Raw genomic sequence first — 24504 nt, 5'->3', positions numbered from 1 at the left:
GGAAGGCCTCCGTGCGTCTCGCGACCTGGAACGTCAATTCGATCCGCTCCCGCCTCGATCGGGTCGCGGACTTCCTCGACCGCCAGGACATCGACGTGCTCGCGATGCAGGAGACCAAGTGTCGTGATGACCAGTTTCCGTTCGAGCGCTTCGACGAGCTCGGCTATGAGGTTGCCCACGTCGGCTTCAACCAGTGGAACGGCGTCGCGATCGCCTCCCGTGTCGGCCTCGAGAACGTGGAACTCGCCTTCCCCGAGCAACCCGGCTTCGACAAGAACGCGGGCGAATCGCTGATCAGCACCCCGATCGTCGAATCACGCGCGCTCGGCGCCACCTGCGGCGGCGTGCGGGTCTGGAGCCTGTATGTCCCGAACGGCCGCACACTGACCGACCCGCACTACACCTACAAGCTGGAATGGCTTGCCGCCCTGCGTGACAACGGCGCGAAATGGCTCGCCGACGACCCAAAGGCCGAGATCGCACTTGTCGGCGACTGGAACATCGCGCCGACCGACGACGACGTCTGGTCGGTCGAATACTTCGCCGACAAGACCCACATCTCCCAACCCGAACGCGACGCCTTCGAAGCCATCGTCGACACCGGCTACGCCGACATCATGCGCCCCTTCGCCCCCGGCCCCGGCGTCTACACCTACTGGGACTACACCCAGCTGCGCTTCCCCCGAAAAGAAGGCATGCGCATAGATTTCATCCTCTCCTCCCCCGCCCTCGCCGCCCGCGCGAAAGACGCCATCGTCGACCGTGAGGAACGAAAAGGCAAAGGCGCCAGCGACCACGCCCCGGTGATCGCCGAGTTCACCGACTGAATCGGCTCGACGCCGGGTAGCTTTGCTCACTCGTAATGGTTGCGGACCGCGGTGCGGACGCTGCTCACCGGCGAGGGCGACTGGGAGCCGCACGCCTCGGCGCATCGTCGGCCGCGGTGTACCGCGCGCTGCGCCGGGCCTGAAGCCCCCATTACCCGACCAGCGGCTCAACAATTGTCCAGCAGTATGCCTCATCGCTAGGCGAAATGCCGGGCAACCCGACAATGTCCCGTCAGAATGTCCACCGATCCGGCCGCTTTTGCCACCGCTCGGCAACACCGCTCACTACGATGGAAAGCAAATATCCGACCAGGGGCCGGAGGTGCGGTCATGGCGTTCTATCGGCAGGTGGGTTCGGTGCCACCGAAGCGGCACACGCAGCACCGAGACGAGAGCGGGCGACTCTATTACGAGGAGCTGATGGGCGAGGAGGGCTTCTCCGGCGACTCGTCGCTGCTCTATCACCGTGGCCTGCCGCCCGCGATCGTCGACTCGACCGTGTGGGAGCTGCCCAACCAGTCCACTACACCGAATCATCCACTGCGCCATCGACATCTGCGACTGCACGAGCTGTTCCCAGGCGATACCCCCGCGGAGACCGATCCCGTCACCGGCCGGCGGCTGCTGCTCGGCAATGCCGATGTCCGGATCTCCTACGTGGTGGCCAAGGGCGGCTCGCCGCTCTATCGCAATGCCATCGGCGACGAGCTGGTGTACGTGGAATCCGGTGCGGCAGTGCTGGAGACGGTCTTCGGCGCGATCACCGCGCGCCAGGGCGATCAAGTACTCATTCCGAGGGCGACAACCCACCGTTGGCTGCCGAGCGGTCCCGAACCGCTGCGTGCCTACGTGATCGAGGCGTCGAGCCACATCACGCCGCCGAAGCGGTACTTATCGAAATTTGGTCAGCTGCTGGAACATTCACCATACTGCGAGCGAGATCTACACGGACCCGATGAGCCGTTCACGGCGACCGGAACGGATGTCGAAGTGCTGGTGAAACACCGGCCGGGCGGCAGTGTGGTCGGCACCAGGCTGCTGTATGCGACGCACCCGTTCGATGTGATCGGCTGGGACGGCTGCCTGTACCCGCTGACCTTCAATATCGCCGATTTCGAGCCGATCACCGGGCGGGTGCATCAACCGCCGCCCGCCCATCAGGCTTTCGAGGGCACCAACTTCGTGATCTGCAATTTCGTACCGCGCAAGGTCGACTATCACCCGCTGTCGATCCCGGTGCCGTACTACCATTCCAATGTCGACTCCGACGAGATCATGTTCTATTGCGGCGGAAACTACGAGGCGCGCAAGGGTTCCGGGATCGGCCAGGGATCGGTGTCGGTGCACCCGGGCGGCTACGCGCACGGCCCGCAGCCCGGTGCCTACGAGCGCAGCATCGGCATCGAATTCTTCGACGAACTGGCCGTCATGGTAGACACCTTCCGCCCGCTCGAGCTCGGCGAGGGCGCGCTGGCCTGCGAGGATCCCGGCTACGCCTGGACATGGTCGAACCGGGGCCCGCGGTGAGGAAACTCATCGAGGTCCCTGTCGATTCGCTCTACGGACCGGATAACCTGCCCTACTGCGTATTCGCACCCGCCGAGTCCGGCTATCGGGTCGGTGCGCGCCTGGCCGATTCGGTTATCGATCTCGCTGTGGCTCTCGATGATCCGGTGTTCGCGCAACCCAGTCTCAATGCCTTCATGGCGCAGGGCCCGCGCCGCTGGCACGAGGTGCGCGACCGTATCCAAGGGTTGATCGACGGCGAAATCGCGGTCGAGGCAGTGCATTTGCTGTCCGATGTGACGTTGGCGCTACCCGTCCGGATCGGCGACTACGTCGATTTCTATGCCAGCATCGATCACGCGACGAACCTCGGCCGCCTGCTTCGCCCGGATTCCGAACCGCTGCTACCCAATTGGCGGCACCTGCCGGTCGGTTACCACGGCAGGTCCGCAACGGTGGTGGTGTCGGGCACCGAGATCACTCGACCCCACGGACAGCGCCGAACCGATTCGGGCATACCCGATTTCGGCCCTACCCGCCGACTGGATATCGAGGCCGAGCTCGGCTTCATTGTCGGCGTCGGCTCGAATCTCGGCACCCGGATCGGTCCTGACGAGGTCGCCGAGCACGTCTTCGGTGTCGCACTGGTCAACGACTGGTCCGCGCGCGATATCCAAGCCTGGGAGTACCAGCCGCTCGGGCCGTTCCTCGGCAAATCGTTCGCCACCTCACTCTCCGCGTGGGTCACGCCGCTGGCGGCGCTGGAAACCGCGCGCATGCCGATACCGGAGCAGACGCCGCGGCCGCTGCCCTATCTGCACGGCGAACAACCGTGGGGACTCGACATCGACCTCGCGGTGAGCTGGAACGGCGAGGTTGTCACACACCCGCCGTATTCGCGCATGTATTGGTCACCCGCACAGATGCTCGCCCACCTCACGGCGAACGGCGCGAGCACTCGTACCGGCGATCTCTACGCCTCCGGCACCATCTCCGGACCGGAGCCCGACCAGCGCGGCTCTTTCATCGAACTATCTTGGGGCGGAACCGAACCCGTCATCGTGAACGGTCAAAAGCACATGTTCTTGGAGGACGGCGACGAGGTGGTGATCACCGCGTCGGCACCAGGCCCTGATGTGCGGCGCATCGGCCTCGGTGAGGTCAAGGGCCGTATCCGGCCCGCGCGTAGCGGCTGATCCGCTATCCGGCCGGCGCGCGGCGGCCCGCGTCGACGGCGTTGAGGAAACCGACGAGGTCGGCGATCAGGGTCTCGACCACATCGGATGCCCCACCGTCGTCATCGTGGTGCAGCCAGTCGGTGACAAGCTCGAACATGCCACCGATGGTGGCGAGCGCGAGCGCGAGCCGCCGATGCTCATCGTCGGTATCGGTCGCGGGCCGCGTGGACCACTGAGCCTCCAGGAAGGCCGCCGCCCAGCGCCGGTTGATCCGCCGTTGCTTTTCCACCGACGTCGAAATGCCGCCCGATTCGCCGAAGGTCACCCGCGCCAGTCGCGGATCATCGGCTATCGCATGCACGAACGCGGCGACTATGGGGGTCGCGCGCTGCGGCCAGCCCAGCCCGGCGGCCTCAGCGGCGCCCTGGGTGAGCCGTTGCTTGATCTGCTCGGTGAGCTTGACGAGCAGCGCGACGTAGCACGCCTCCTTGCTGTCGAAATGGTCGTAGAAACCCTTGGTTCCGACAAAGGCGTGCTGGCAGATCTGCTCGATCGACGTCCCCGAAAAGCTCTTTTCGGCAAACAGTTCGGTCGCCGCGTCCAGCAACTGATCGCGTCGCTGCGCGCTGCGCTGTTCGGCGTCGAGGCCGCGGATCCGGCGCCGCACCGATTCCGGTTCGGGCCGCGCGGCGGATTTGCTGCGGGTCATCTCTCGACCATAGCCGGAGCCCGCGATGAATTCCGGTCCCCCGTAGCGTCTGTACTACTGCACGCAACTTCACCCAGGAGGATCGCCATGCAGAAAATCGTGACCAATCTCTGGTACGACACGCAGGCCGAGCAAGCGGCCGAGTTCTACTGTTCACTGTTCGAGGATTCGAAGATCACCAACGTGGTGCCCTACGGCGAGGCAGGCCCACGCGAGACCGGCACGACCATGCTCGTCGACTTCGAACTCAACGGTCAGAAGTTCACCGCCATCAACGGCGGCGGCGAATACCACTACACCCACGCCATGTCCCTGCTGGTCAACTGCGATAGCCAGGAGGAAGTCGACCGCCTCTGGATCGCTCTGCTCGCCGACGGCGGCCAGGAAATCGAATGCGGTTGGCTCAACGACAAATACGGCGTCCCCTGGCAGATCTGGCCCTCCGAGGCCGACCAGCTACTGACCGGCCCCGACCGCGCCGCCGTGGACCGAGCGATGACCGCGATGCTCGGGATGAAGAAAATCGACGTGCAAGCGATGCGCGACGCCTACAACGGTTAGTCGATGCGCCAGGCACCGACCTGGCGGTAGGCGGAGTTGTAGATGTCGGAGGCGTCGCCTTCGACCAGTTGGTAGTGCTTCATGTTGCCGCCCCAGTAGCGCAGGATTCGGCCTAGTTCGTCAGCGAGATCGGCGGGGGCCTGCACGCCGTCGGGCAGGACGTCCAGGTCCACTTCCAGGGTGAATTTCACGTTGTCGAATCTACCGGGACCGGCGCGGTCGGTTGTCACGGTGGCTGGCTGTTCGTCCGATCATCGGGCGGAGCATCGGGGTGTGCGGGTATGGTCGGCCGGGAAAATTTCACATCGCCAACGGGGGCTCGCACCAGCGGGCTGAGAGGACAGCTAGCCCATTCGGGCGTCAGGGCTGTCGACCGTATGAACCTGACCGGGTAATGCCGGCGTAGGGAGGATTTCCATGACGACTACACCTGTCGAAACCGTGACAACGGGTCCCATCGAAGGCAGCGTCAAGCACTATCAAGAGGTCGACGGTCTGCGCATTCCGGTGCGTCGGATCAATATGACCAACGGCGAACATTTCGACGTCTACGACACCTCGGGTCCTTACACCGACGACACGGCCACCATCGACGTCGAGACGGGTCTACCGAAACTACGTGCGGACTGGGGCAGGCCCGAGGTCGCCGGTCCGCCCACCCAGCTCGCCTGGGCGCGGCAAGGAATCATCACCCCGGAGATGCGTTTCATCGCGGCTCGCGAGGGCGTCGCGCCGGAACTGGTGCGCGACGAGGTGGCCATCGGCCGCGCGGTGATCCCCGCCAATCACAACCACCCGGAGCTGGAGCCGACGATCATCGGCAAGAAGTTCCTTGTGAAGATCAACGCGAATATCGGCAACTCGGCCGTATCCTCCTCCATCGCAGAGGAAGTCGAGAAAATGGTGTGGGCGACCCGCTGGGGTGCCGACACCATCATGGACCTGTCCACCGGCAAGAACATCCATGAAACCCGCGAGTGGATCATGCGCAACTCCCCCGTTCCGGTCGGCACCGTGCCGATCTACCAGGCGCTGGAAAAGGTGAACGGCGATCCGACCGCACTCACCTGGGAGATCTACCGCGACACCGTGATCGAGCAATGCGAGCAGGGTGTCGACTACATGACCGTGCACGCCGGTGTGCTGCTGCGCTATGTGCCGCTGACCGCCAAGCGGGTCACCGGCATCGTCTCGCGCGGCGGCTCCATCATGGCCGCCTGGTGCCTGGCCCATCACCAGGAATCATTCCTGTACACCAACTTTGCCGAGCTTTGCGAGATATTGGCGAAGTACGACGTGACCTTCTCCCTCGGCGACGGCCTGCGTCCCGGCTCCATCGCCGACGCCAACGACGAGGCCCAGTTCGCCGAGCTGCGCACCCTCGGCGAGTTGACGAAGATCGCGAAATCCCATGGCGTGCAGGTGATGATCGAGGGTCCCGGCCACGTGCCGATGCACAAGATCGTGGAGAACGTGCGCCTGGAAGAGGAACTGTGCGAGGAGGCTCCGTTCTACACTCTCGGCCCGCTCGCCACCGATATCGCACCCGCCTACGACCACATCACCTCGGCCATCGGCGCGGCGATCATCGCACAGGCGGGCACCGCGATGCTCTGCTATGTCACCCCCAAGGAGCACCTCGGCCTGCCCAACCGCGATGACGTCAAGGTCGGCGTGATCACCTACAAGATCGCCGCCCACGCCGCCGACCTCGCCAAGGCGCACCCGCACGCCCAGGACCGGGACAACGAATTGTCCAAGGCCCGTTTCGAATTCCGCTGGCACGACCAGTTCGCCCTCGCGCTCGATCCCGATACGGCCCGCGAGTACCACGACGAAACCCTGCCCGCCGAGCCCGCCAAGTCCGCCCACTTCTGCTCCATGTGCGGACCGAAGTTCTGCTCGATGCGCATCTCGGCCGATGTCCGCGACTTCGCCCAGCAAAACGGGCTGGAAACGCAGGAGGACATCGATCGGATGATCGCGGCGGGCATGGCGGAGAAATCCGCCGAGTTCGCCGACGCGGGCAACAAGGTCTACTTGCCGATCGTGTCCTAGCAAGGGAACGGCCGGGGTGGGGTTCCCACTCCGGCCGTATCGGATCGGGGTCAGGGTGGCGCTCCGAATTTCGGCTTGCTTTAAAATCTAGCTGTGCTAGATTCTCTATCGAAGCTAGAACAGAGAAGGGAAGCCGCCATGCTCACCACGATCATCCAACTCCTCGCCATCGCCGCGGTCCTCACGAATGCGATCGTCTACGGCACCGACACCCTCGCCGCAATGGTCATGCGATCGGTCCACGCGAAACTGGACGACCGCGCCATGACGATCAACGCAGGCTGGGGCCACTTCTTCGCGGACAAGCGGATGCCGATCGTCGGCATCAGCGGAGTGGTAACCGCGGTAGCGACCACGATCATCGCGGCCATCGGCGGGCACTTCGCCGCGGCGATCGCGGCCGGTATCGCCGTGGCGGCGCTGCTCACCTGGCTCGCGATCTATGTGCGGGTCGCCAAGCCGATCAACGCGATACAGACCGCCGCCGCCACGTCCGGCATCATTCCGCCGAATGCCCGTGCCCTACAGGACAAGTGGGACAGCGTCGTCAACGGCCGAGTGGCCCTTCAGTTCACGGCCATCGCAGCCTTGTGCGCCGCCATCGCCCTTGCGTGACACCACGGCCACGCCCGCTATGAGCCGCGCACTCCGACCTCGGATGCGCGGCTCACGCGCGTTCGACGCAATGCGGGTGCCGTCACGGCAGATTCTGTGCGATCAGGCGGTGGGCGGCGCGGTCGGCGCGGTCGATGTCGCCGGTGATGAGGCGGTCTTGGATGACGCCACGTAGCCCGGAAATCAATAGCGTGGCAACGGCTTCGGGATCTTCGACCGACGCGATTCGACGTATCGCGTCGGCGAGGGCGGCGACGAAGGTGGCGATCGCGGCGTTGGCGTAGGCGGCGTAGGGGCTGCGTGGCGCGCAGGCCGTTCCGAGCACCTGCAGTAGGACTCGCACACTGGTGGCGCCCGCGCCGGACAGGCTCGCGGTATAGAAGTCGCTCAGTCGCAGCCGGAGCTGCGCGGCGTCGGAGACCTCCGCGAACAGTGCCGCGATGTCGGGGCGCTGGGTAGTGAGCGCTTGGACGAGCATCTCCTCTTTGGTGTCGAAGTAATAGATCAGCATCCGAGAGCTGGTGCCGAGTTCGGCGGCGAGTGGGCGTAGCGATAGGTCCGCGAGGCCGTGATCGGCGATGTATTGCACGACGTCGGCGAGGAGTTCGGCGCGTTTCGCTTGGTCGAGTGGGCGGGCCATGAGTTGACTGTAGCGAGTGCTACAGGTATCCATGACTCCGTGACTGTAACAATCGCTTCAGAAACTGCTTCAGAGAACGCTTCGGAGACCCGGGGCGCTGCGCGCGACGTCGTGGTCACCGCCTACGCCGCGACCACATCGCTCGCCGACGACGCGGATGCCACCTGGTCCGCGCTGCTTGCCGGACACAGCGGCATCCGGATGCTCGAGGACGATTTCGTCGCCGAGTACGAACTGCCGGTGCGGATCGGCGGCAAGCTGAGGTCACAACCCGGCGAGCAGTTGACGCGGATCGAGCAGCGGCGACTGTCGTATGTCGAGCAGATGGCGCTGGTGCTCGGACGTCGCGTCTGGAGCAATGCGGGTGCGCCGGCGGTGGACAGTGAGCGGCTCGCCGTCGCGATCGGCACCGGCCTCGGCGGCGGCGACGCACTGATCAACGCGGTCGACGCGCTGCGCGACGGCGGCTACCGGAAGGTCTCACCGCTGTCGGTGCCGATGGTGATGCCCAATGGCCCAGCCGCGACCGTCGGGCTCGAAATCGGCGCGCAGGCAGGTGTTTTCGCGCCGGTGTCGGCATGCTCGTCCGGATCGGAGGCGATCGCGCACGCCTGGCGGCTGATCCGCACCGGCGAGGCCGACATCGTGGTCGCGGGCGGCGTCGAAGGCCACATCCACGCGGTGCCGATCGCGAGCTTCGCCATGATGCGCGCGATGAGCACCCGCAACGACGAACCGCAGCGGGCCTCGCGCCCCTTCGACCGCGACCGCGACGGCTTCGTCTTCGGCGAGGCCGGTGCACTCATCGTCCTCGAATCCGAGCGCCACGCACTGGCGCGCGGCGCACGGATCCACGGCCGGGTACTCGGTGCGGGAATCACCTCGGACGCCTACCACATCGTCGCATCGGATCCGGAAGGAATCGGCGCGGCACGGGCTATGCGCAAGGCGATAAGCACTGCGGGCCTGAGGGTTTCGGATATCGAGCATGTCAACGCGCACGCCACCTCGACATCGGTCGGCGACGCATCGGAAGCCAACGCGATCGCGGCCGTCGTCCCCGACGCCTCTGTCTACGCACCGAAATCCGCTCTCGGACATTCGATCGGCGCGGTCGGCGCGCTCGAATCAATCCTGACCATCCTGACCCTGCGCGACCAAATCGTCCCACCCACCCTCAATCTCGACAATCGCGGTTCCGACATCGACCTCGATATCGTCGCGGGCGCCCCGCGCAGCCAACGGATCGACTACGCGCTCAACAACTCCTTCGGTTTCGGCGGCCACAACGTCGCCCTCGCCTTCGGCCGGGCCTGACCAGGACCGGCCGACGCACCGGAGTACCGTCCCGAGAGGAATCGTTAACGGAACAAAGCAACTCGCCGACCGGCAACGATGCCGGTCCTATGGACGGATAACGACGTGGCCGACGCCTTCTACCTGCCGGATCCGACGGACCCGAATCGGTTCACCTCGACCGAGCTCACCCGAGGCCCGTGGTCGCCGGACGCCCAACATGCCGGTCCACCATCCGCACTGCTCGGTCACGCGATCGAACGCTGCGCACCGCGGGAGCATTTCCAGGTCGGCCGGGTCTCGGTGGAAATCCTCGGCCCGGTCCCATTGGCGCCGTTGACCGTCGATGCGCGTGTGACACGCCCCGGGCGCAGCGTCGAACTCATCGAGGCGACGCTGTCCACCGAGCGAGGCCCGGTGATGAAAGCCAATGCCTGGCGCTTCAAACTGGCGGAGCCCGAACTGGATCTGCCCGAGCGAATCCTGCCCGCCGGCATCCAACCGGGACCCGAGCAGGCCGTGCCGTCGATGTTTCCCTCCGGCCAGCCGGTCGGCTTCCATACCGGTATCGAATACCGGTTCATCACAGGGTCATTCGCCGAGCCCGGCCCGGCGGTCTGCTGGATTCGGCTCAAATACCCGATCGTCGCGGGTACCACCCCGAGCCCGCTGGAGCGCACCCTCGCCGCCGCGGACTCCGGCAACGGCGTCAGCTCGGTGCTCGACTGGTCGCGCTACCTGTTCATCAACACCGACCTCACCGTCACCCTGCACCGCGGGCCCGCAGGCGAATGGGTCTGCCTCGACGCCGTCACCTATCCCCAACCGCACGGCATCGGCCTGGCCGAATCGGCCCTCTTCGACGAAAAAGGGCCCCTCGGCCGCAGCACCCAAACCCTGCTGCTCGCCGATCGCGGATAGTTCACTGCGGTCGCTGCCAGCGCCAGGCGAATTCGCCTGCTTCGGGAGGCGGGCCCGGTAGTTCGCCTTCGACCGTCAGCCCCGCAATGAGCAAGGCGAGGACGCGGCGGCGCAGCTGGGCGGTGCGTTGTGGGTCCGGCATCGAGATGGCGGTACCGGCTTCCAGGATGAGGCCGACGTCCAAGGTATTCACGTCGGGGCGCAGGCGCCCGGAGGCGTGCGCGCGGCGGACCAACTCCTCGGCCAGCTGCCCAGAACGCATGACGTCGGGCAGCATCGACTCGTCGGGGGTGAAGGTGCCCGCCAGATGCACCGTCAGCGAGTGCACGTCGGCGTCGACCACCCGCTCCAGGAATCCGACCAACCCGTGCCAGCCGTCCGAATCCTCCAGTGCGGCCTCGGCTTCCGCGTTATAGCGGCGCAGGCCCTGGTGACAGAGCGTGCGAAGTAGGTCCTCTTTGCTCGGATAGCGGCGATACAGCGCGCTGATCCCGACGCCCGCGCGTTCGGCGACGGCGGCGATCGGCGCGTTGGGGTCGGCCAGAAACACCGCCCTTGCGGCGTCCAGGATCAGTCCGTCATTGCGGGCGGCCTGCGCCTTGCGGCCGGGCAGGGCCTTCTGAGCTGGGATCTTGGATGTTTTCGGCATGATTTCAGCGTAGCACTTGAAACGGAATGATCCGTTCTGCTACTCTTCAAACAGAACGAAGCATTCCGTTTCACAAGGAGAAGCACATGAGCACCTTCCGCCCCTTCACCATCAACGTTCCGCAGACCCAGCTCGACGACCTGGCCGACCGGCTGCGGCGGGCGATCTGGCCGAACGAGCTCGGCGGCGTCGGCGACTCCTACGGCGTCCCGAACGAGCGGGTGCGCGCTCTGGCCGAGTACTGGCTGGATAGTTTCGACTGGCGGGCGCTGGAGGCGAAGCTGAACTCCTACCCGCAGTTCATCACCGAGATCGACGGCGAGGACATCCACTTCCTGCACATCAAGTCCTCGCGGGCCGACGCGCTCCCGGTGGTCCTCACCCACGGCTGGCCGGGTTCGATCCTGGAATACCTCGACGTCATCGCGCCGCTCACCGAGCCGGAGTCGGCCGAGGACCCCGCCTTCCACCTGGTCATTCCCTCGCTGCCGGGATTCGGCTTCTCCGGACCGACCCGCAGCACCGGCTGGGGTCGCGACCGCACCGCCAAGGCGTGGGTGCAGCTGATGAGCGGCCTCGGCTACGAGCGCTACGGCGCCATCGGCAACGACGGCGGCTCGATGGTCTCGCCGGAGATCGGCCGCATCGATTCCGAGCGCGTCGTCGGAGTCCATGTCACCCAGCTGTTTTCATTCCCGTCCGGTGACCCGTCGGAGTTCGAGGGGATGTCCGAGGACGACATGGCCGCGCTGGCGCATCTCCAGTGGTTCCACGAGAACAAGATGGCCTTCAATACCCTGCACAGCCAGCAGCCGCAGACCCTGGCCTTCGCGCTGAGCGATTCGCCGGTCGGCCTGCTCGGCTGGAACTCGCAGCTGTTCGGTGAGAGCATCGACCACGATTTCGTGATCGGCAATGTGGCCATCTACTGGTTGACCGGCACTGCGGGCTCGTCCATCCGCTTCTACTACGAGGACGCGCACGTCGCACAGCAGCAGGCCGAGCCGACCAAGACGCCGACCGCGCTCGCGATGTTCAAAGGCGACTTTCAGTCGATCCGCCGGTTCGCCGAGCGCGATCACAGCAACATCGTCAGCTGGAACTCCTACGACGTGGGTTCGACCACCGGCGGGCCCAACGACGCGGCGGGCCATTATGCCGCGCACGAGGCGCCCGAGGTGCTGGTCGCCGACATCCGGAGCTTCTTCGCCCAGCTCAGCTGAGTATTCCCTGCCCACATGACGGCCCGTGCCCCGCTTCAGGGGCACGGGCCGAGGCGCGTTCGCCGGACCCGGGACACAAGCTCGCCCGCGCCGATATCGCGAAGCAGCGGTGGAATACCTCGGTAGCCGGTTCGCTTGGAACTGTTGTGACCGATCACGAAATTTTCGAGCTGGGGGATTTCGCTTTCGCCGGTGGAACCGTGCCCGACGTCGAGCTGGCGTACCGGACATACGGCGAGCTCGCGGCCGATAAATCGAATGCCGTTCTCTTCCCGACCTGGTTCGCCGGAACTCATACCGCGAACGAGTGGCTGATCGGCCCGGACAAGGCGCTGGATACCTCGCGTTACTTCGTGATCGTGCCGAATATGTTCGGCAACGGGCTGTCGAGTTCGCCGAGCAATACCCCCGCCCCCTACGACCGCGGCCGGTTCCCGAACGTCACCATCCTCGACAACGTCACCGCCCAGCACCGTTTGATCACCGAACATTTCGGAATCACCAGGTTGGCCCTCGTTACCGGCGCATCGATGGGCGCCGCGCAGTCATACCAATGGGCCACCAGCTACCCCGACATGGTGCAGCGGCTCGCGTCGATCACCGGCTCGTCCCACACCAGCCCGCACAACCGAGTCTTCCTCGACGGCCTGCGTTCGGCACTGACCGCCGATTCGGCCTTCGCCGATGGCGACTACAGCGAACTTCCGCACCGCGGACTGCGCGCGTTTTCGCACGTGCTCGCAGGTTGGGCACTGTCACAGGCGTTCTACTGGGAGCGGGTGTACGAGCGACTCGGTTTCGCCACCCTCGACGACTTCCTCACCGGTCTGTGGGAGCCCATCTTCGCGAATACCGACGCCAATGACCTGCTGTCCCAGATATGGACCTGGGAGCACGCCGATATCGGTCTGACACCGGGTTTCGACGGCGACACCATCGCGGCATTGGCCTCGATCACGGCCGAGGCGGTCGCCCTGCCCGGCGAGCGGGATCTGTATTTCCCTCCGGAGGACGAGGCGTGGGCCGTCGGTCATATGCGGAACGCGAAACTGTCTGTGGTACCCGGTATTTGGGGACATCTCAGCGGTGGTGGTCACGATCCCGAGGCAGCGGCATTCATCGGCAACGCGTTGCGAGAATTACTGGCGCGCTGAGGGTCGCGCAGTTCAGGCATTGTTCGCTGTGCCCCACCCACACAGCGGGGCGCGGGCACTCACTCACGCGTGTTCGTGCAACTCACCCCAGGCCGGAAAGGGATCGACGTAGCCTGCCCATTCCAGCGGGCCCGCAGCGAATTCGGCGTCGGTGAGCACTGCGGCGTCCAACATTCCGCGCACCCGATCGCGGTCGAGCTCGACGCCGATGAAGACGATCTCCTGTCCCGGTGGCACTTCCAGCGAAGTCCACCAGGCGGCCGGTTCGAACACCAGGTTCGGACCGGCCTGCGACCAGACCGCTGCCAGTCCCGCCCTGCTCGCGATCCAGCAGAAACCCTTGCTGCGCAACAGCCCTCGCATCTGGTCGAGCGCCTCGGAGAGGCGGGCGGGATGGAAGGGGCGGTCGGCGGTGTAGGTCAGGCTGCGGATGCCGTATTCCTCGGTCTCGGGGAGGTGCCCGCCCGCGAGTTCTTCCTCCCAGCCAACGGCCTCGGCGGCGACCACCGGGTTGTAGCGGCCAGTGCCGAGCACCTCGGCCAAGTCCACGATGCCCTGCTCGATGCGTAGCACCTCGGCGCGTGGATTCAGCCTGCGCACAGTAGCTTCCACCGCACCCGCGACCGCGTCACTCACCAAATCGGTCTTGTTGACGAGCAGGACGTCGGCGAATTCCACCTGGTCGACCAGCAAGTCGGCGATGGTGCGCGCATCCCCCTCTGCCGCTTGCAGATTCCGCTCGGCAAGAGCCTGCCCGCGACCGATCTCGGTGAGGAAGGTCGACGCGTCGACCACCGTGACCATGGTGTCCAGCCGCGCGATGTCGCCGAGTGTGAAACCATCCTCGAATTCCCAGTCGAAGGTGGCGGCCACCGGCATGGGCTCGGAGATACCGGTGGATTCGATGACCAGCTGATCGAATCGGCCCTCGCGAGCGAGGCGGCCGACCGCCTCGATCAGGTCCTCGCGCAGCGTGCAGCAGATGCAGCCGTTGGTGAGTTCGACCAGCTTTTCCTCGGTGCGGTCGAGATGCCCCTGGCCGGCGATAAGCGCGGCGTCGATATTGACCTCGCTCATGTCGTTGACGATGACCGCGACGCGGCGGCCCTCCCGGTTGGCGAGTATGTGGTTGAGCAGCGTGGTCTTGCCCGCGCCGAGGAAGCCGGACAGGACGGTGACGGGTAGCGGGTCGGTGGTCGATGAAGTGGTCACCCGGTTAATGATAATGGTTTTCATTTACTTCGGGGATTCCGGGGCACCTTCTCGGCATGACCGGCGGGTCGTAGGGTCTGGGGTGTGAAATTGCTGCCTCTTCCCTCCGAGGGTCGGACCCCGGTCCGCGCACTCACCATCGCGGGCACGGACTCGGGCGGCGGTGCCGGAATCCAGGCCGACTCGCGCACCATGGCGATGTGCGGAGTGCACGCGTGCGTGGCGGTGGCAGCGGTGACGGTGCAGAATTCGTTGGGCGTCAGCGGCTTTCACGAGATTCCGCCGCACATCGTGGCCGATCAGGTGCGCACGGTGGTCGGCGATATCGGAGTCGGCGCGGCCAAGACCGGGATGTTGGCCTCGACCGCCATCATCGAGGCCGTCGCCGGGGTTTGCCAGGAAGTGGGGATCGGGCGCGACGGGACGATTCCACTGGTGGTCGACCCCGTCGCGGCGTCCATGCACGGTGATCCGCTCCTGCACGAGGAGGCACTGGATGCGGTGCGGCACACGCTGATTCCGCTGGCGACCGTGGTGACCCCGAATCTCGACGAGGTCCGGCTGATCACCGGCATCGACGTCACCGACGACCCGAGCGCACGCCGCGCCGCCGAGGCGCTGCACGCACTCGGCGCGCAGTGGGCGATCGTGAAAGGCGGGCACCTGCGCTCGTCCGAATACAGCACAGATCTACTTTTCGACGGCGAGCAGTTCTTGGAATTCGCCGCACCGCGGATCAGCACCGGCAACGATCACGGCGGCGGCGACACCCTGGCGGCCGCCATCGCGTGCGCCCTCGCCAACGACTATTCGGTCCCCGACGCGGTCGCCTTCGCCAAGGAGTGGACCTACCGCTGCCTCGCCACGTCCTACAACCTGGGCGCGGGCCATGGCCCGGTGTCACCGCTGTGGCGGTTGACCGACTCGTAAGCCTGGATCAGGGCGATACCGAACGGACCACGCGGAACCCGACATCGTCGGGCCGAAAGCTCGGGTGGCTGCGACGTCGCACCGACGCGCGGCAACTCCAGTGCTCGTCGAACCATCCGCCGCCGCGCAGCACTCGATAGTCGCCGTACACCGCGGCGTCGTAGACATCCCAGCACCAATCCCAGGTGTTGCCGAGCATGTCGTACAGGCCGAAGTCATTGGGCAGCTTGCCACCCACCTCGTGCATCCGTTCATCCGAATTGCCGCGATACCAAGCGATCTCGTCGAGTTCGCCATACCGCGGCCCCGTCGTCCCCGCCCGGCAGGCGTACTCCCACTCGGCCTCGGTCGGCAACCGATAGCCGTCGGCGGAAGCGATCCATACGACGCCGCCACCGTCGGGATCGCCGTCGCCATTGTCGGCAACACCACCACCCTCGCCAGCGCCATTGGCGGCAGCATCGATATCTGCAACAGCGGCAGCGGGAGCCGGGGCAGCGACCGTGGCAGCAGCGGCCGTGCCAACGGCGGCATCGGCATCGGCATCGGCATCGGCATCGGCATCGAGGCGATAGGCGGGCGACAACCCCTCGCTCAGTGACAAGGCGTTGCAGAATCGCACCGCGTCCCACCACGAAACAGTCTCGACGGGCAACCGATCGCCGTGCGCGACACTCGGCCGCTGCCTGGTGACCTGCGCGTACTGCGCCTGGGTAATCGGAAACGACGACATCGAATACGAGGCGAGATCCACCGACCAACTGCGCTGCGTCCGCCGATCGGAGAGTGTCACCCGCCCGGCATGGATCGCAACCATCTCGTTTTCCGTACTCACGCCTGGATCCTAAGGCGGTCGGACAGCGCGCCGCTGAAGGGCAGCACCCGCACGGTGGCCGATGTGGTGTTCCCCGCGCTTACCTTGTCGAGCATGGCAAGGGTCAGGTGCGGCGTGCGGCCCAGACGGTGCGCTCGGTGCGCACGGTCAGGTCGTTGCGGCGCAGGATGCTGTGTGGGCTGTCGTGGTCCAGTAGCTGGTCGAGAGCGGCCAGGTCAGCGGCCGCCAGGGCGGATGCGCCGGCGCCGCGGATGCGGCGCAGACTGCTGAGTGCGTAGCGGCCTACCGCGTCGGTGTGGGGTGGGCCGATGTCGACGGTGATGGTGCGTTGGCCCTCGACGGTGAATCCGGCTTTTGCCAGCTCGGATCCCCAGTCGGCACCGCGGTGGGGCAGCTGCTCGGCGTCGTGATGGCCGAGTGCGGCATGGCAGCGCTCCTCGAGACCGGGGGCTTGTTCCGGGGCGTCTTCGGGCAGGAAGCGGGGGAACCCTGCCAGTTCGACGACGGCGAACAGTCCGCCCGGGGCCAGCAGGTCGTGGACCTGGCGTAGGGCGCGGCCGGGGTCGGCCATGTGGTGCATGGCGGCCGAGGCCCAGACCAGTTCCGGCGTGCCGAGTTCGGGCCACTGCGCCGTGTCGAGGTCGGCCCGCACGACGCGCACGCGGTCGGCCACTCCGGCTGCGGACGCTTTCTCCTGCAATCGGTACAGGTGATTGGCCGAGAGGTCGACGGCCGTCACCTCCGCCTCGGGGAAACGCTCGAGCAGCGCGAGGGTGCCCGCTCCGGTTCCGGCGCCCAGATCCAGGATGCGGCTGGGGCTGGTCTCGATGGGCAGCCAGGCGGTGATGGACGCGATGTGTTCGGCGAGTACTTCCGAATCCAGATCGAGGATCTCCGCTTGGTCGCCCGCGTCGTGCTCGTGCCGGTGAACATCGTGCGCGCCATGCTGCGCTGTGTGCGGGGTCATGCCCCCAAGCTACGTGGGCCAACCGTGTATGACCTGGCAGTTTCCGGAATGCGCAAGGCGATCGCCTGCTGGACTGCGGGACACGCAAAGGTCACTGCGAAGGGCGGTTCGCTTCCTCGGCGTCATCGCCGCGTTGGTGGCCGCGGCGGGCGTCGCGGTCGAAGATGCCGAGAATCTCGCACGGTCCGCTCTCGGCGCCGATGGCGTGCGGGAGCATCGTGGGGAACTCCGCCGCCTGGTTGGTCTCGATCCGGAGGCGGCGGTCGCCGAGGAGCAGGATCGCGGTGCCGGACAGGACGACGAGCCATTCGCGGCCCGGGTGGGCGCGCATGCGCGCGGGATTCTCGGGCGGCGGGTCGGTCATGCGCTGGCGTACGACGGTCAGGCCGGGTTCCGCCTTGATGGGCCAACGCATCTGACTGTGGGCTGCGTCGATCATCGGGTTGGAGACGACGTCGTCGGTGCCGGTCTCGACCAGTTGGTCGAGGGAGGTGTCCAGGGCGCGGGCGAGGGTGACGAGTTGATCGAGGGCAAGGCGGCGTTGACCGTTCTCGATGCGGCTGAGCGTGGACTGGCTGAGGTGGGCTCGGTTGGCCAGCTCCTCCAACGACCAGCCCTGGGCCACGCGCAGCGCGCGGATGCGTCTGCGTACCAGGCTGTCCAGCTCATCATTGCCTTGCGTCATAGGCAATATGCTATGCCTTTGCCGCAAGATGCGGGTTGGCGTCGTTGATGTTCGGTCGGCTGGGTGGCAAGACACCGGCGAAAGCGGCGCAGATGTAAGCGCGGACGTCAGGGAGGTCGCACAGGCTTCGAGCGGCGGCCGTTTCTTGTCGGTGGGCCGGTTCATACTGGGGACGTCGCAAACACAGTTGGCCTCGACGACGCGGCACAACAGCAACAGCGTGGTTCGCGTGGATGCGGCAGCGGTGATGACGATCGCGGGCGTCGTCGCCGTGAGTTCAGTACGTCTTACACAATCGAAAAGGCTTGGTGCAGTGGGCGATCCGCGTCGATGACGATTCCGTTGAGGCGGGCGTTGGCCTCGGCGAGGGCCGAGATGATCTCGGCGAGGTAGGCGACGAATTTCTCGATCGGCATCACGTTCGCCTGAAGCCGGTTCGTGCCGAGCCACCAATCGGTGGCGGAGGCGACGGCGCCGAAGATCGAGTAGTTGATCAGTTCGACATTGGCCACCTCGACCGACTTGTCGTCCATCAGTCCAGCGAACAGGTCAGCGGCACGTTTGGCCGATTGGCGGGCGGACTGCAAGGCGCGCTCGGAATCGTCGGCTCGCTGGGTGAAGTGGCTGTGCAGCATGAAGCGGAAGACATTCGGATGCTCGGTCACCACGAGCACGTACTCGGCCGCACCTCGCCGGACCAGGTCGCGTGCCGAATCGTGGGTCAGGTCGATGCTGGAAATGATCCGTTCCCACAGCAAGTCGCGCACTCGGTCGACGATGGCGTTGTAGAGATCGGTTTTGTCCTCGAAATGCCGGTACAACTTGGGTTTCGCCGCGCCGGCCTCCTTGGCGATGTCCCCCATGCTGACTTCGGGGCCGAACTTGTCGAGGGCACGGAACGCCGCGTCGACGAACTCCCCGCGAACCTTCTTACGATGCTCGCGCCACCGCTCGGTGCGAGCGTCGACGCGCTTGGGCGGCACCTCGTCTTTATCCCGGCCGCGTTGCATCACGAAATCGACCGTACCAACCACTGGCTCCACCTCGGACAACTCGGTCGGGACATGGAACAGCGGGCTGGTGACCACCGCGGCTGCTGACGAAGCCGACCCGCTGGATTCCGAAGGGGTCCAGGCGAACTCGGCTTCCGACAGCTGATCGAGGCAGAATCCGGCCGTCAGCGCTTCTTGGGCAGGAAGGTGCTCTCGGTGGCCGCATCCCCCGTCGACTTGGACTTCTTGTCGGCTCGCTTTTCCTTGAGAGACTTGCCGGACTTCTTCGTCATGCCACCGCGCGGAGATTTATCGGACATCGTGGTCCTTTGATTGGAGACCTGAACGGCCCCGATCCCCCGACCGTACGCTACCGCGGGCGGCTCGGAGGCCAGCTTTCCGCTGGAGAGCGGGATTTTCAGCCCAGCTGCTCGGCGAGGAAGTCTTCCCAAGTGCGCTTGGCGATTTGGGCGTTGTCGAGGTTCAGATTGACCCCCGCACGGTAGGCCTTGCCCGCCTTGCCCGGCAGTCGGATCGGCAGCAACGGGCGGCGCTTGCCTACGGCGGTCAGGTAGCCGCGGATCAGCTCCGACATCGTGTACACCGTCGGGCCCGCCAGATCGGCCACCGAGCCCGCCGGGCTGCCGTTCGCCAACTCCACCAGTCGAGCCGCGACCTCGCGCGAATCGACCGGCTGCCACCGAATCGCGTTCGGGGCCGGGACAATCGGCATCTTCGCCATCGCCTGCACCGTCTTCAACGCCAGATCGTGGAACTGGGCGGCGCGCAGGATCGTATACGGCAGGCCGGACTCGATGATGGCGCGCTCCGCGCCGAGCTTGGCCGTGAAGTATCCGAGCGGGATGGTGTCCGCTCCGATGACCGAGATGTACACGAAGTGCCGCACCCCCGCGGCCGCCGCGGCCGTGATCAGGTTCCGGGTCGCGATGTCATCGCCCTTGGGGCCGCCCGCGAGGTGCACGATGGTGTCGATACCGGCTACCGCGGCATCGATGCCCTCGCCCTTCAACAGGTCACCGGTCACGTATTCGATGCCCTTGGTGGCCTCGCGGTTGCTCCTGCTCAGCAGCCGAATCGAATGGCCCGCCTCCAGCAGCAGCGGCGTGACGTGGCTGCCGAGGGTGCCGGTACCGCCGGTGAGCAAGATGGTCGAGGTCATTGGTCTCTCCGATCATTTCGAACTGGGCGGGTCGGCCCAATCGCTTGTTCGTTTCGGTGTTCTGCCTAGACGACGAGAGAGGCCGCCGATGTGTGACATCGAGGCCGGAGTGCGGTGGGTCACGGTCGGCACGACTTGCTGAAACAGCAACAAAGGTTGCCTGGCGGCGGACCGTGCCTCCATCATTCGATAACGGTGGACAACCACACGCCTGCGACCACGACAGGAGCACATCCATGACCGAGACCTCCGAATCGAGTGCCACCCAACAGTTCTGGGAGGAGTTCTACCGAGACCGGGACCAGATCTGGTCTGGGAAGCCCAATCCGCTGCTGGTGCGCGAAGTTGCCGCACTGACACCGGGGAGCGCGCTCGACCTCGGCTGCGGGGAAGGTGGCGATGCCATCTGGCTCGCCGAACAGGGCTGGCGAGTTACCGCGGTCGATGTGTCGGCGACCGCTCTTCGGCGGGCGGCCGGCCACGCGCAGGACGCGGGCGTCGGGGATCGGATCGTCTGGGCCGAACACGATCTGACGGAGTCGTTTCCCGATGGTCCCTTCGATCTGGTGTCGGCCCAGTTCTTCCACTCGCCCGTCGCGCAGGCCGACGAACGGACCGACGTCCTGCGACGGGCCGCCGCGGCGGTGTCGCCGGGCGGAGTATTACTGATCGCGGGTCACGCCGGGTGGCCGTCGTTCATGCGCGAGGACGAGGCGCCCGATGTGCATTTCCCGACGATTCCGGAGGTCCTCGACAGTCTCGAGCTCGACAAGCAGAACTGGCGGGTCGAGACGACGGACGAGATCGAGCGCGACGTGACCGCGCCGGACGGCCGGACCGGACGCCGGACCGACAGCGTCATACGCATTCGACTCCTTCGGTAGCAGAGGTCCCCAGCAACCTCACAGCTGGACCCCAGCCGCACGCCAGCGCGGGTGTCGAAGGTAGTTGCTATGACCGAAACCGCGACCGCCGTGCACCTGGCGGACCCATCCGAAGCGGTGATCACGCCTGTGCTGGATGTGGTGATCCCCGTCTACAACGAGGAGACCGACCTCGGCGTATGCGTGCGTCGGCTGCACGAGTATCTGCGCGACGGGTTTCCATTCCCCACGCGTATCACCATCGCCGACAATGCGAGCACCGACGACACCATGCAGGTCGCGCGGCTGCTCGCCGCCGAGCTCGACGATGTGCACGTAGTGCATCTCGATGCCAAAGGACGTGGCCGCGCGTTGCGAGCGGTGTGGGAGCACTCCGACGCGCAGGTCGTCGCCTATATGGACGTCGACCTGTCCACCGACCTCAACGCCCTGCTCCCGCTGGTCGCTCCGCTGATCACCGGCCACTCCGATCTGGCGATCGGCACCCGTTTGAGCGCGTCGTCGCGGGTGGTGCGCGGTCGCAAGCGTGAGATCATCTCCCGCTGCTACAACCTACTACTGAAAGCCTCACTGCAAGCGCACTTTTCGGACGCACAATGCGGATTCAAGGCAATGCGCACCGAGGTGGCGCGCAAGCTGCTTCCGCTGGTGCGAGACGGTGAGTGGTTCTTCGATACCGAGCTGCTCGTGCTGGCCGAGCGGGCCGGGTTGCGCATCCATGAGGTGCCGGTCGATTGGATCGACGATCCCGACAGTCGCGTCGACATCGTCGACACCGCGCGCAAGGATCTGCTCGGTATCGGCAGGCTCGGCCGGGCGTTGGCCACGGGAACGCTCCCGCTGGAGGAATTGCGCCGGGCGATCGGACGGGAGCCGCTGGTAGCGGGCGTGCCGCTAGGCATGGTCGGGCAGCTGGTGCGCTTCGCCATCGTCGGGGCGCTGAGCACCCTGGCGTACCTGCTGCTTTACGTTGTCCTGCAACCGTTCATCGGTGCCCAAACGGCCAACTTCCTCGCACTGCTGATCACGGCGGTGGCCAATACGGCCGCCAACCGCGCCTTCACCTTCGGGGTGCGCGGGTCGAGTGGCGCGGTGTCACACCAGTTCCAAGGGTTGGTGATCTTCGGGATCGGCTTGGCGCTGACCAGCGGATCGCTTTACGCACTGCACCATTGGGCTCCCGGCGCGACGGTTCACCTCGAGCTGTTCGTGCTGGTGATGGCCAACCTGATCGCCACACTGACCCGATTCGTCGGCCTGCGTTGGGTTTTCCGTAATCCTGGCGATCGACCGGTAGCCGGCGAAGGCGGTAAACGATGACGACCATGCTGACCGAAGCTCCGCCGACCGCGACGGTTCCCGAACCGCAGCGCAAGCGCGACCTCAGCTGGGAGTACCCCGCACTGGCCGTGCTGCTGATCGGTACCGCGATCGCCTATTTGTGCAATCTCAGTTCCAGCGGCTGGGCAAACTCCTTCTATTCCGCTGCGGCACAGGCTGGTTCGGTGTCATGGCAGGCGTTCTTCTTCGGCTCGTCGGATGCGGCCAACTCGATCACCGTCGACAAGCCGCCCGCCTCGCTGTGGTTGATGGAGCTGTCGGTACGCGCGTTCGGCCTCAACAGCTGGAGCATTCTGGTTCCGGAGGTACTGCTCGGCGTCGCCTCGGTGGCACTGCTGTGGGCCACCGTGCGCAAGCCGTTCGGCCCGGCCGCAGGACTGCTCGCCGGGTCGACACTCGCGGTGACACCGGTCGCGGCGCTGATGTTCAGGTTCAACAACCCCGACGCGCTGCTGGCGTTCCTGATGATCGCGGCGGCGTGGGCGATGACCAAGGCGGTGGCGGACGGTCGCACCCGCTGGCTGGTGCTGACCGGCGTGTTCATCGGATTCGGTTTCCTCACAAAGCAATTGCAAGTACTGCTCGTTGTGCCGCCGCTGGCGCTCACTTATTTGATCGCCGGTCCGCCGAAGCTCGGCAAGCGGGTCCTTCAGTTGCTCGCGGCAGGCGTCGCGATGATCGCCGGTGCAGGCTGGTGGCTGCTGATCGTGGAACTCTGGCCCGCCTCCGCACGTCCGTGGATCGGCGGCTCACAGAACAATTCGATCCTCGAACTGACTTTCGGCTACAACGGCCTCGGCCGATTGAACGGCGATGAGACAGGCAGCGTCGGTCCCGGCGGTAATCTCCCTGCGGGCGGCAACGGGATGTGGGGCAGCACCGGCATCACGCGCATGTTCGAACCCGCCCAGGGTGGTCAGATCGCCTGGCTCATACCCGCCGCACTTGTCGCCCTGGTGGCGGGAATCCTGCTGCGCGGCAAGGCCGTTCGCACCGATAAGCAACGCGCCGCGCTGATCCTCTGGGGCGGCTGGCTGCTGGTGACCGGGCTGGTCTTCAGCTACATGGCGGGGATCTTCCACCAGTACTACACGGTGGCATTGGCTCCGGCCGTCGCCGCACTGGTCGGCGCGGGCTCGGTACTACTGTGGCGGGGCCGCGACCGCTGGTGGGTCCGGTTGACGCTGGCTCTCGCCGTTGGCCTCACTACCGCGACGGCATGGATATTGTTGTCGCGCAGCGCGAGTTTCCTACCGTGGTTGCGATGGGCTGTGCTTGTCGTCGGCGTCATCGCAACCATTGCCGTCGCGTTCCCGACGCCGAGAAAGCTTTCCATCTTCACCGCGATGGCGGTCGCTTTCGCCGGGCTGGCCGGACCGATCGCCTACTCGGTCGACACGATCGCCACCGAGCATGCGGGCGCGATTCCCTCGGCAGGGCCGAATGCCGGAATGGGTGGGCATCGGATGTGGGGTGATGGTCCGCCCGGAATGGGCGGGCCAGGTGGCGCGCCGGGAACCGACGGGCGAAACTCGCAGCCCAACAGGCAGATTCCGGGCGCAACCGGTCGGGCGACCGACGGCAGCCCCCGATCCACCGCCGGGCCGAACGGCGTTCCGGGGATGCCGCCGAGCGGCACCAACGCACCCGGTAGCGGCACACCCGGCATCGCACCCGGCGGCGGTACGACAGGCGCACCCGGCGGACAGCTGGGCGGCCAGGGCGGTGGAGTGGGCAATATGCTCATGGCCAGTGAGCCGAGCGATCAGGTAATCGCGAAGCTGGAACAGAATGGCAGCGACTACACCTGGGCAGCGGCCGCGGTCGGGTCCAACAGTGCGGCGGGGTTCCAGCTGGCGACCGAACTGCCCGTGATGCCGATCGGCGGCTTCAACGGCAGCGACCCCTCGCCTACCCTCGACCAGTTCGAACAGTATGTGGCCGAAGGGAAGATCCACTACTTCATCGGCGGCAACAGCCGAGGACCCGGTTCCTCCGGCACCTCGACAAGCGCCGAGATCGCGAAGTGGGTGCAGGAGAACTTCACCGCCACCGTCGTGGACGGCGTCACCCTGTACGACCTGACCGCAGCGCACTGATACACCGGGACCCGCGCCGATTCCGCCGCACCGAATCGGCGC

Annotated in this window: 25 protein-coding genes; 14 read left to right on the top strand and 11 right to left on the bottom strand. The window is 66.0% G+C overall.

Annotation, left to right across the window (positions count from 1 at the left end; translation table 11 throughout):
• Positions 1-11: 11 nt before the first annotated feature.
• From ACLMAJ_RS09295 to fahA, 3 genes are all read left to right on the top strand, one after another.
• On the top strand, positions 12-827 hold the full coding sequence (locus tag ACLMAJ_RS09295) for an exodeoxyribonuclease III (protein ID WP_412013125.1): 816 nt from the start codon (positions 12-14) through the stop codon (positions 825-827).
• 330 nt (positions 828-1157) lie between these two features.
• A complete protein-coding gene (locus ACLMAJ_RS09290) occupies positions 1158-2354 on the top strand; it encodes a homogentisate 1,2-dioxygenase (protein WP_412013124.1) in 1197 nt (398 codons plus the stop codon).
• Entirely contained in the window at positions 2330-3529 is a 1200-nt protein-coding gene (gene fahA / locus ACLMAJ_RS09285) for a fumarylacetoacetase (protein WP_412013123.1), read from the top strand. Before ACLMAJ_RS09290 ends, fahA begins: the two co-directional genes overlap by 25 nt.
• 4 nt (positions 3530-3533) lie before the next feature.
• On the opposite strand, the gene ACLMAJ_RS09280 is transcribed toward fahA, so the two are convergent.
• Complete coding sequence (locus tag ACLMAJ_RS09280; RefSeq protein WP_412013122.1) at positions 3534-4220, bottom strand: TetR/AcrR family transcriptional regulator; 687 nt, start codon at positions 4218-4220, stop codon at positions 3534-3536.
• An 87-nt stretch (positions 4221-4307) separates the two neighbouring features.
• Between ACLMAJ_RS09280 and ACLMAJ_RS09275 the strand changes: the two genes are divergently transcribed.
• The gene (locus tag ACLMAJ_RS09275) at positions 4308-4781 is read left to right on the top strand and encodes a VOC family protein (RefSeq protein WP_412013121.1); all 474 of its coding nucleotides are present in this window, start codon (positions 4308-4310) and stop codon (positions 4779-4781) included.
• Here the strand turns inward: ACLMAJ_RS09275 and ACLMAJ_RS09270 are convergent.
• A complete protein-coding gene (locus ACLMAJ_RS09270) occupies positions 4778-4972 on the bottom strand; it encodes a hypothetical protein (protein WP_412013120.1) in 195 nt (64 codons plus the stop codon). The two genes, ACLMAJ_RS09275 and ACLMAJ_RS09270, sit on opposite strands and share 4 nt — an antisense overlap.
• A 226-nt stretch (positions 4973-5198) precedes the next feature.
• Here ACLMAJ_RS09270 and thiC point away from each other — a divergent pair, with 226 nt between their 5' ends.
• A complete protein-coding gene (thiC, locus tag ACLMAJ_RS09265) occupies positions 5199-6839 on the top strand; it encodes a phosphomethylpyrimidine synthase ThiC (protein WP_412013119.1) in 1641 nt (546 codons plus the stop codon).
• A gap of 138 nt (positions 6840-6977) precedes the next feature.
• A complete protein-coding gene (locus ACLMAJ_RS09260) occupies positions 6978-7454 on the top strand; it encodes a DUF1772 domain-containing protein (RefSeq protein WP_412013118.1) in 477 nt (158 codons plus the stop codon).
• Positions 7455-7536: 82 nt separating this feature from the next.
• On the opposite strand, the gene ACLMAJ_RS09255 is transcribed toward ACLMAJ_RS09260, so the two are convergent.
• Complete coding sequence (locus ACLMAJ_RS09255; RefSeq protein ID WP_412013117.1) at positions 7537-8094, bottom strand: TetR family transcriptional regulator; 558 nt, start codon at positions 8092-8094, stop codon at positions 7537-7539.
• A gap of 51 nt (positions 8095-8145) precedes the next feature.
• On the opposite strand from ACLMAJ_RS09255, the gene ACLMAJ_RS09250 reads away from it, so the two are divergent.
• On the top strand, positions 8146-9411 hold the full coding sequence (locus ACLMAJ_RS09250) for a KasA/KasB family beta-ketoacyl-ACP synthase (protein ID WP_412013275.1): 1266 nt from the start codon (positions 8146-8148) through the stop codon (positions 9409-9411).
• Positions 9412-9516: 105 nt separating this feature from the next.
• Entirely contained in the window at positions 9517-10311 is a 795-nt protein-coding gene (locus ACLMAJ_RS09245) for a thioesterase family protein (protein WP_412013116.1), read from the top strand.
• A gap of 1 nt (position 10312) precedes the next feature.
• Here the strand turns inward: ACLMAJ_RS09245 and ACLMAJ_RS09240 are convergent, their stop codons facing one another.
• On the bottom strand, positions 10313-10960 hold the full coding sequence (locus ACLMAJ_RS09240) for a TetR/AcrR family transcriptional regulator (RefSeq protein ID WP_412013115.1): 648 nt from the start codon (positions 10958-10960) through the stop codon (positions 10313-10315).
• 86 nt (positions 10961-11046) lie between these two features.
• On the opposite strand from ACLMAJ_RS09240, the gene ACLMAJ_RS09235 reads away from it, so the two are divergent.
• Together ACLMAJ_RS09235 and ACLMAJ_RS09230 are read left to right on the top strand one after the other, a co-directional pair.
• Positions 11047-12183 (top strand): epoxide hydrolase family protein, encoded by a 1137-nt coding sequence (locus tag ACLMAJ_RS09235; RefSeq protein ID WP_412013114.1) that lies wholly within the window; start codon positions 11047-11049, stop codon positions 12181-12183.
• Positions 12184-12329: 146 nt separating this feature from the next.
• Positions 12330-13337 carry an alpha/beta fold hydrolase gene (locus tag ACLMAJ_RS09230; protein WP_412013113.1) on the top strand — a complete coding sequence of 336 codons (1008 nt, stop codon included), beginning with the start codon at positions 12330-12332 and terminating at the stop codon, positions 13335-13337.
• A gap of 63 nt (positions 13338-13400) precedes the next feature.
• Here ACLMAJ_RS09230 and ACLMAJ_RS09225 read toward each other — a convergent pair whose 3' ends face one another.
• Positions 13401-14573, bottom strand: a complete 1173-nt coding sequence (locus tag ACLMAJ_RS09225; protein ID WP_412013112.1) for a GTP-binding protein — start codon at positions 14571-14573, stop codon at positions 13401-13403.
• Between the two features lie 60 nt (positions 14574-14633).
• On the opposite strand from ACLMAJ_RS09225, the gene thiD reads away from it, so the two are divergent.
• Complete coding sequence (gene thiD, locus ACLMAJ_RS09220) at positions 14634-15479, top strand: bifunctional hydroxymethylpyrimidine kinase/phosphomethylpyrimidine kinase (RefSeq protein WP_412013111.1); 846 nt, start codon at positions 14634-14636, stop codon at positions 15477-15479.
• Between the two features lie 7 nt (positions 15480-15486).
• Here thiD and ACLMAJ_RS09215 read toward each other — a convergent pair whose 3' ends face one another.
• From ACLMAJ_RS09215 to ACLMAJ_RS09190, 6 genes are all read right to left on the bottom strand, one after another.
• Entirely contained in the window at positions 15487-16314 is an 828-nt protein-coding gene (locus ACLMAJ_RS09215; protein ID WP_412013110.1) for a formylglycine-generating enzyme family protein, read from the bottom strand.
• Positions 16315-16417: 103 nt separating this feature from the next.
• Complete coding sequence (locus ACLMAJ_RS09210; protein ID WP_412013109.1) at positions 16418-17281, bottom strand: class I SAM-dependent methyltransferase; 864 nt, start codon at positions 17279-17281, stop codon at positions 16418-16420.
• Between the two features lie 91 nt (positions 17282-17372).
• Positions 17373-17966 carry a helix-turn-helix domain-containing protein gene (locus tag ACLMAJ_RS09205; RefSeq protein WP_412013108.1) on the bottom strand — a complete coding sequence of 198 codons (594 nt, stop codon included), beginning with the start codon at positions 17964-17966 and terminating at the stop codon, positions 17373-17375.
• A gap of 287 nt (positions 17967-18253) precedes the next feature.
• On the bottom strand, positions 18254-19000 hold the full coding sequence (locus ACLMAJ_RS09200; RefSeq protein ID WP_412013107.1) for a TetR family transcriptional regulator: 747 nt from the start codon (positions 18998-19000) through the stop codon (positions 18254-18256).
• Between the two features lie 143 nt (positions 19001-19143).
• The gene (locus ACLMAJ_RS09195) at positions 19144-19278 is read right to left on the bottom strand and encodes a hypothetical protein (protein WP_412013106.1); all 135 of its coding nucleotides are present in this window, start codon (positions 19276-19278) and stop codon (positions 19144-19146) included.
• Positions 19279-19376: 98 nt separating this feature from the next.
• Positions 19377-20138, bottom strand: a complete 762-nt coding sequence (locus ACLMAJ_RS09190; RefSeq protein ID WP_412013104.1) for an SDR family oxidoreductase — start codon at positions 20136-20138, stop codon at positions 19377-19379.
• Positions 20139-20374: 236 nt separating this feature from the next.
• Here ACLMAJ_RS09190 and ACLMAJ_RS09185 point away from each other — a divergent pair, with 236 nt between their 5' ends.
• The 3 genes from ACLMAJ_RS09185 to ACLMAJ_RS09175 all read left to right on the top strand — a co-directional run bounded on the left by ACLMAJ_RS09185 (position 20375) and on the right by ACLMAJ_RS09175 (position 24462).
• Positions 20375-21022 (top strand): SAM-dependent methyltransferase, encoded by a 648-nt coding sequence (locus tag ACLMAJ_RS09185; protein WP_412013103.1) that lies wholly within the window; start codon positions 20375-20377, stop codon positions 21020-21022.
• A 69-nt stretch (positions 21023-21091) separates the two neighbouring features.
• Complete coding sequence (locus ACLMAJ_RS09180) at positions 21092-22342, top strand: bifunctional glycosyltransferase family 2/GtrA family protein (RefSeq protein WP_412013102.1); 1251 nt, start codon at positions 21092-21094, stop codon at positions 22340-22342.
• The gene (locus ACLMAJ_RS09175) at positions 22339-24462 is read left to right on the top strand and encodes an ArnT family glycosyltransferase (protein WP_412013101.1); all 2124 of its coding nucleotides are present in this window, start codon (positions 22339-22341) and stop codon (positions 24460-24462) included. Before ACLMAJ_RS09180 ends, ACLMAJ_RS09175 begins: the two co-directional genes overlap by 4 nt.
• Positions 24463-24504: the final 42 nt, after the last annotated feature.

Origin of the sequence: Nocardia arseniciresistens, assembly GCF_046764875.1 — a bacterium.
Lineage (GTDB): Bacteria > Actinomycetota > Actinomycetes > Mycobacteriales > Mycobacteriaceae > Nocardia > Nocardia arseniciresistens.
The sequence above is the reverse complement of the archived record's forward strand: the minus strand, read 5'-3'. Positions and strand labels throughout refer to the sequence as shown.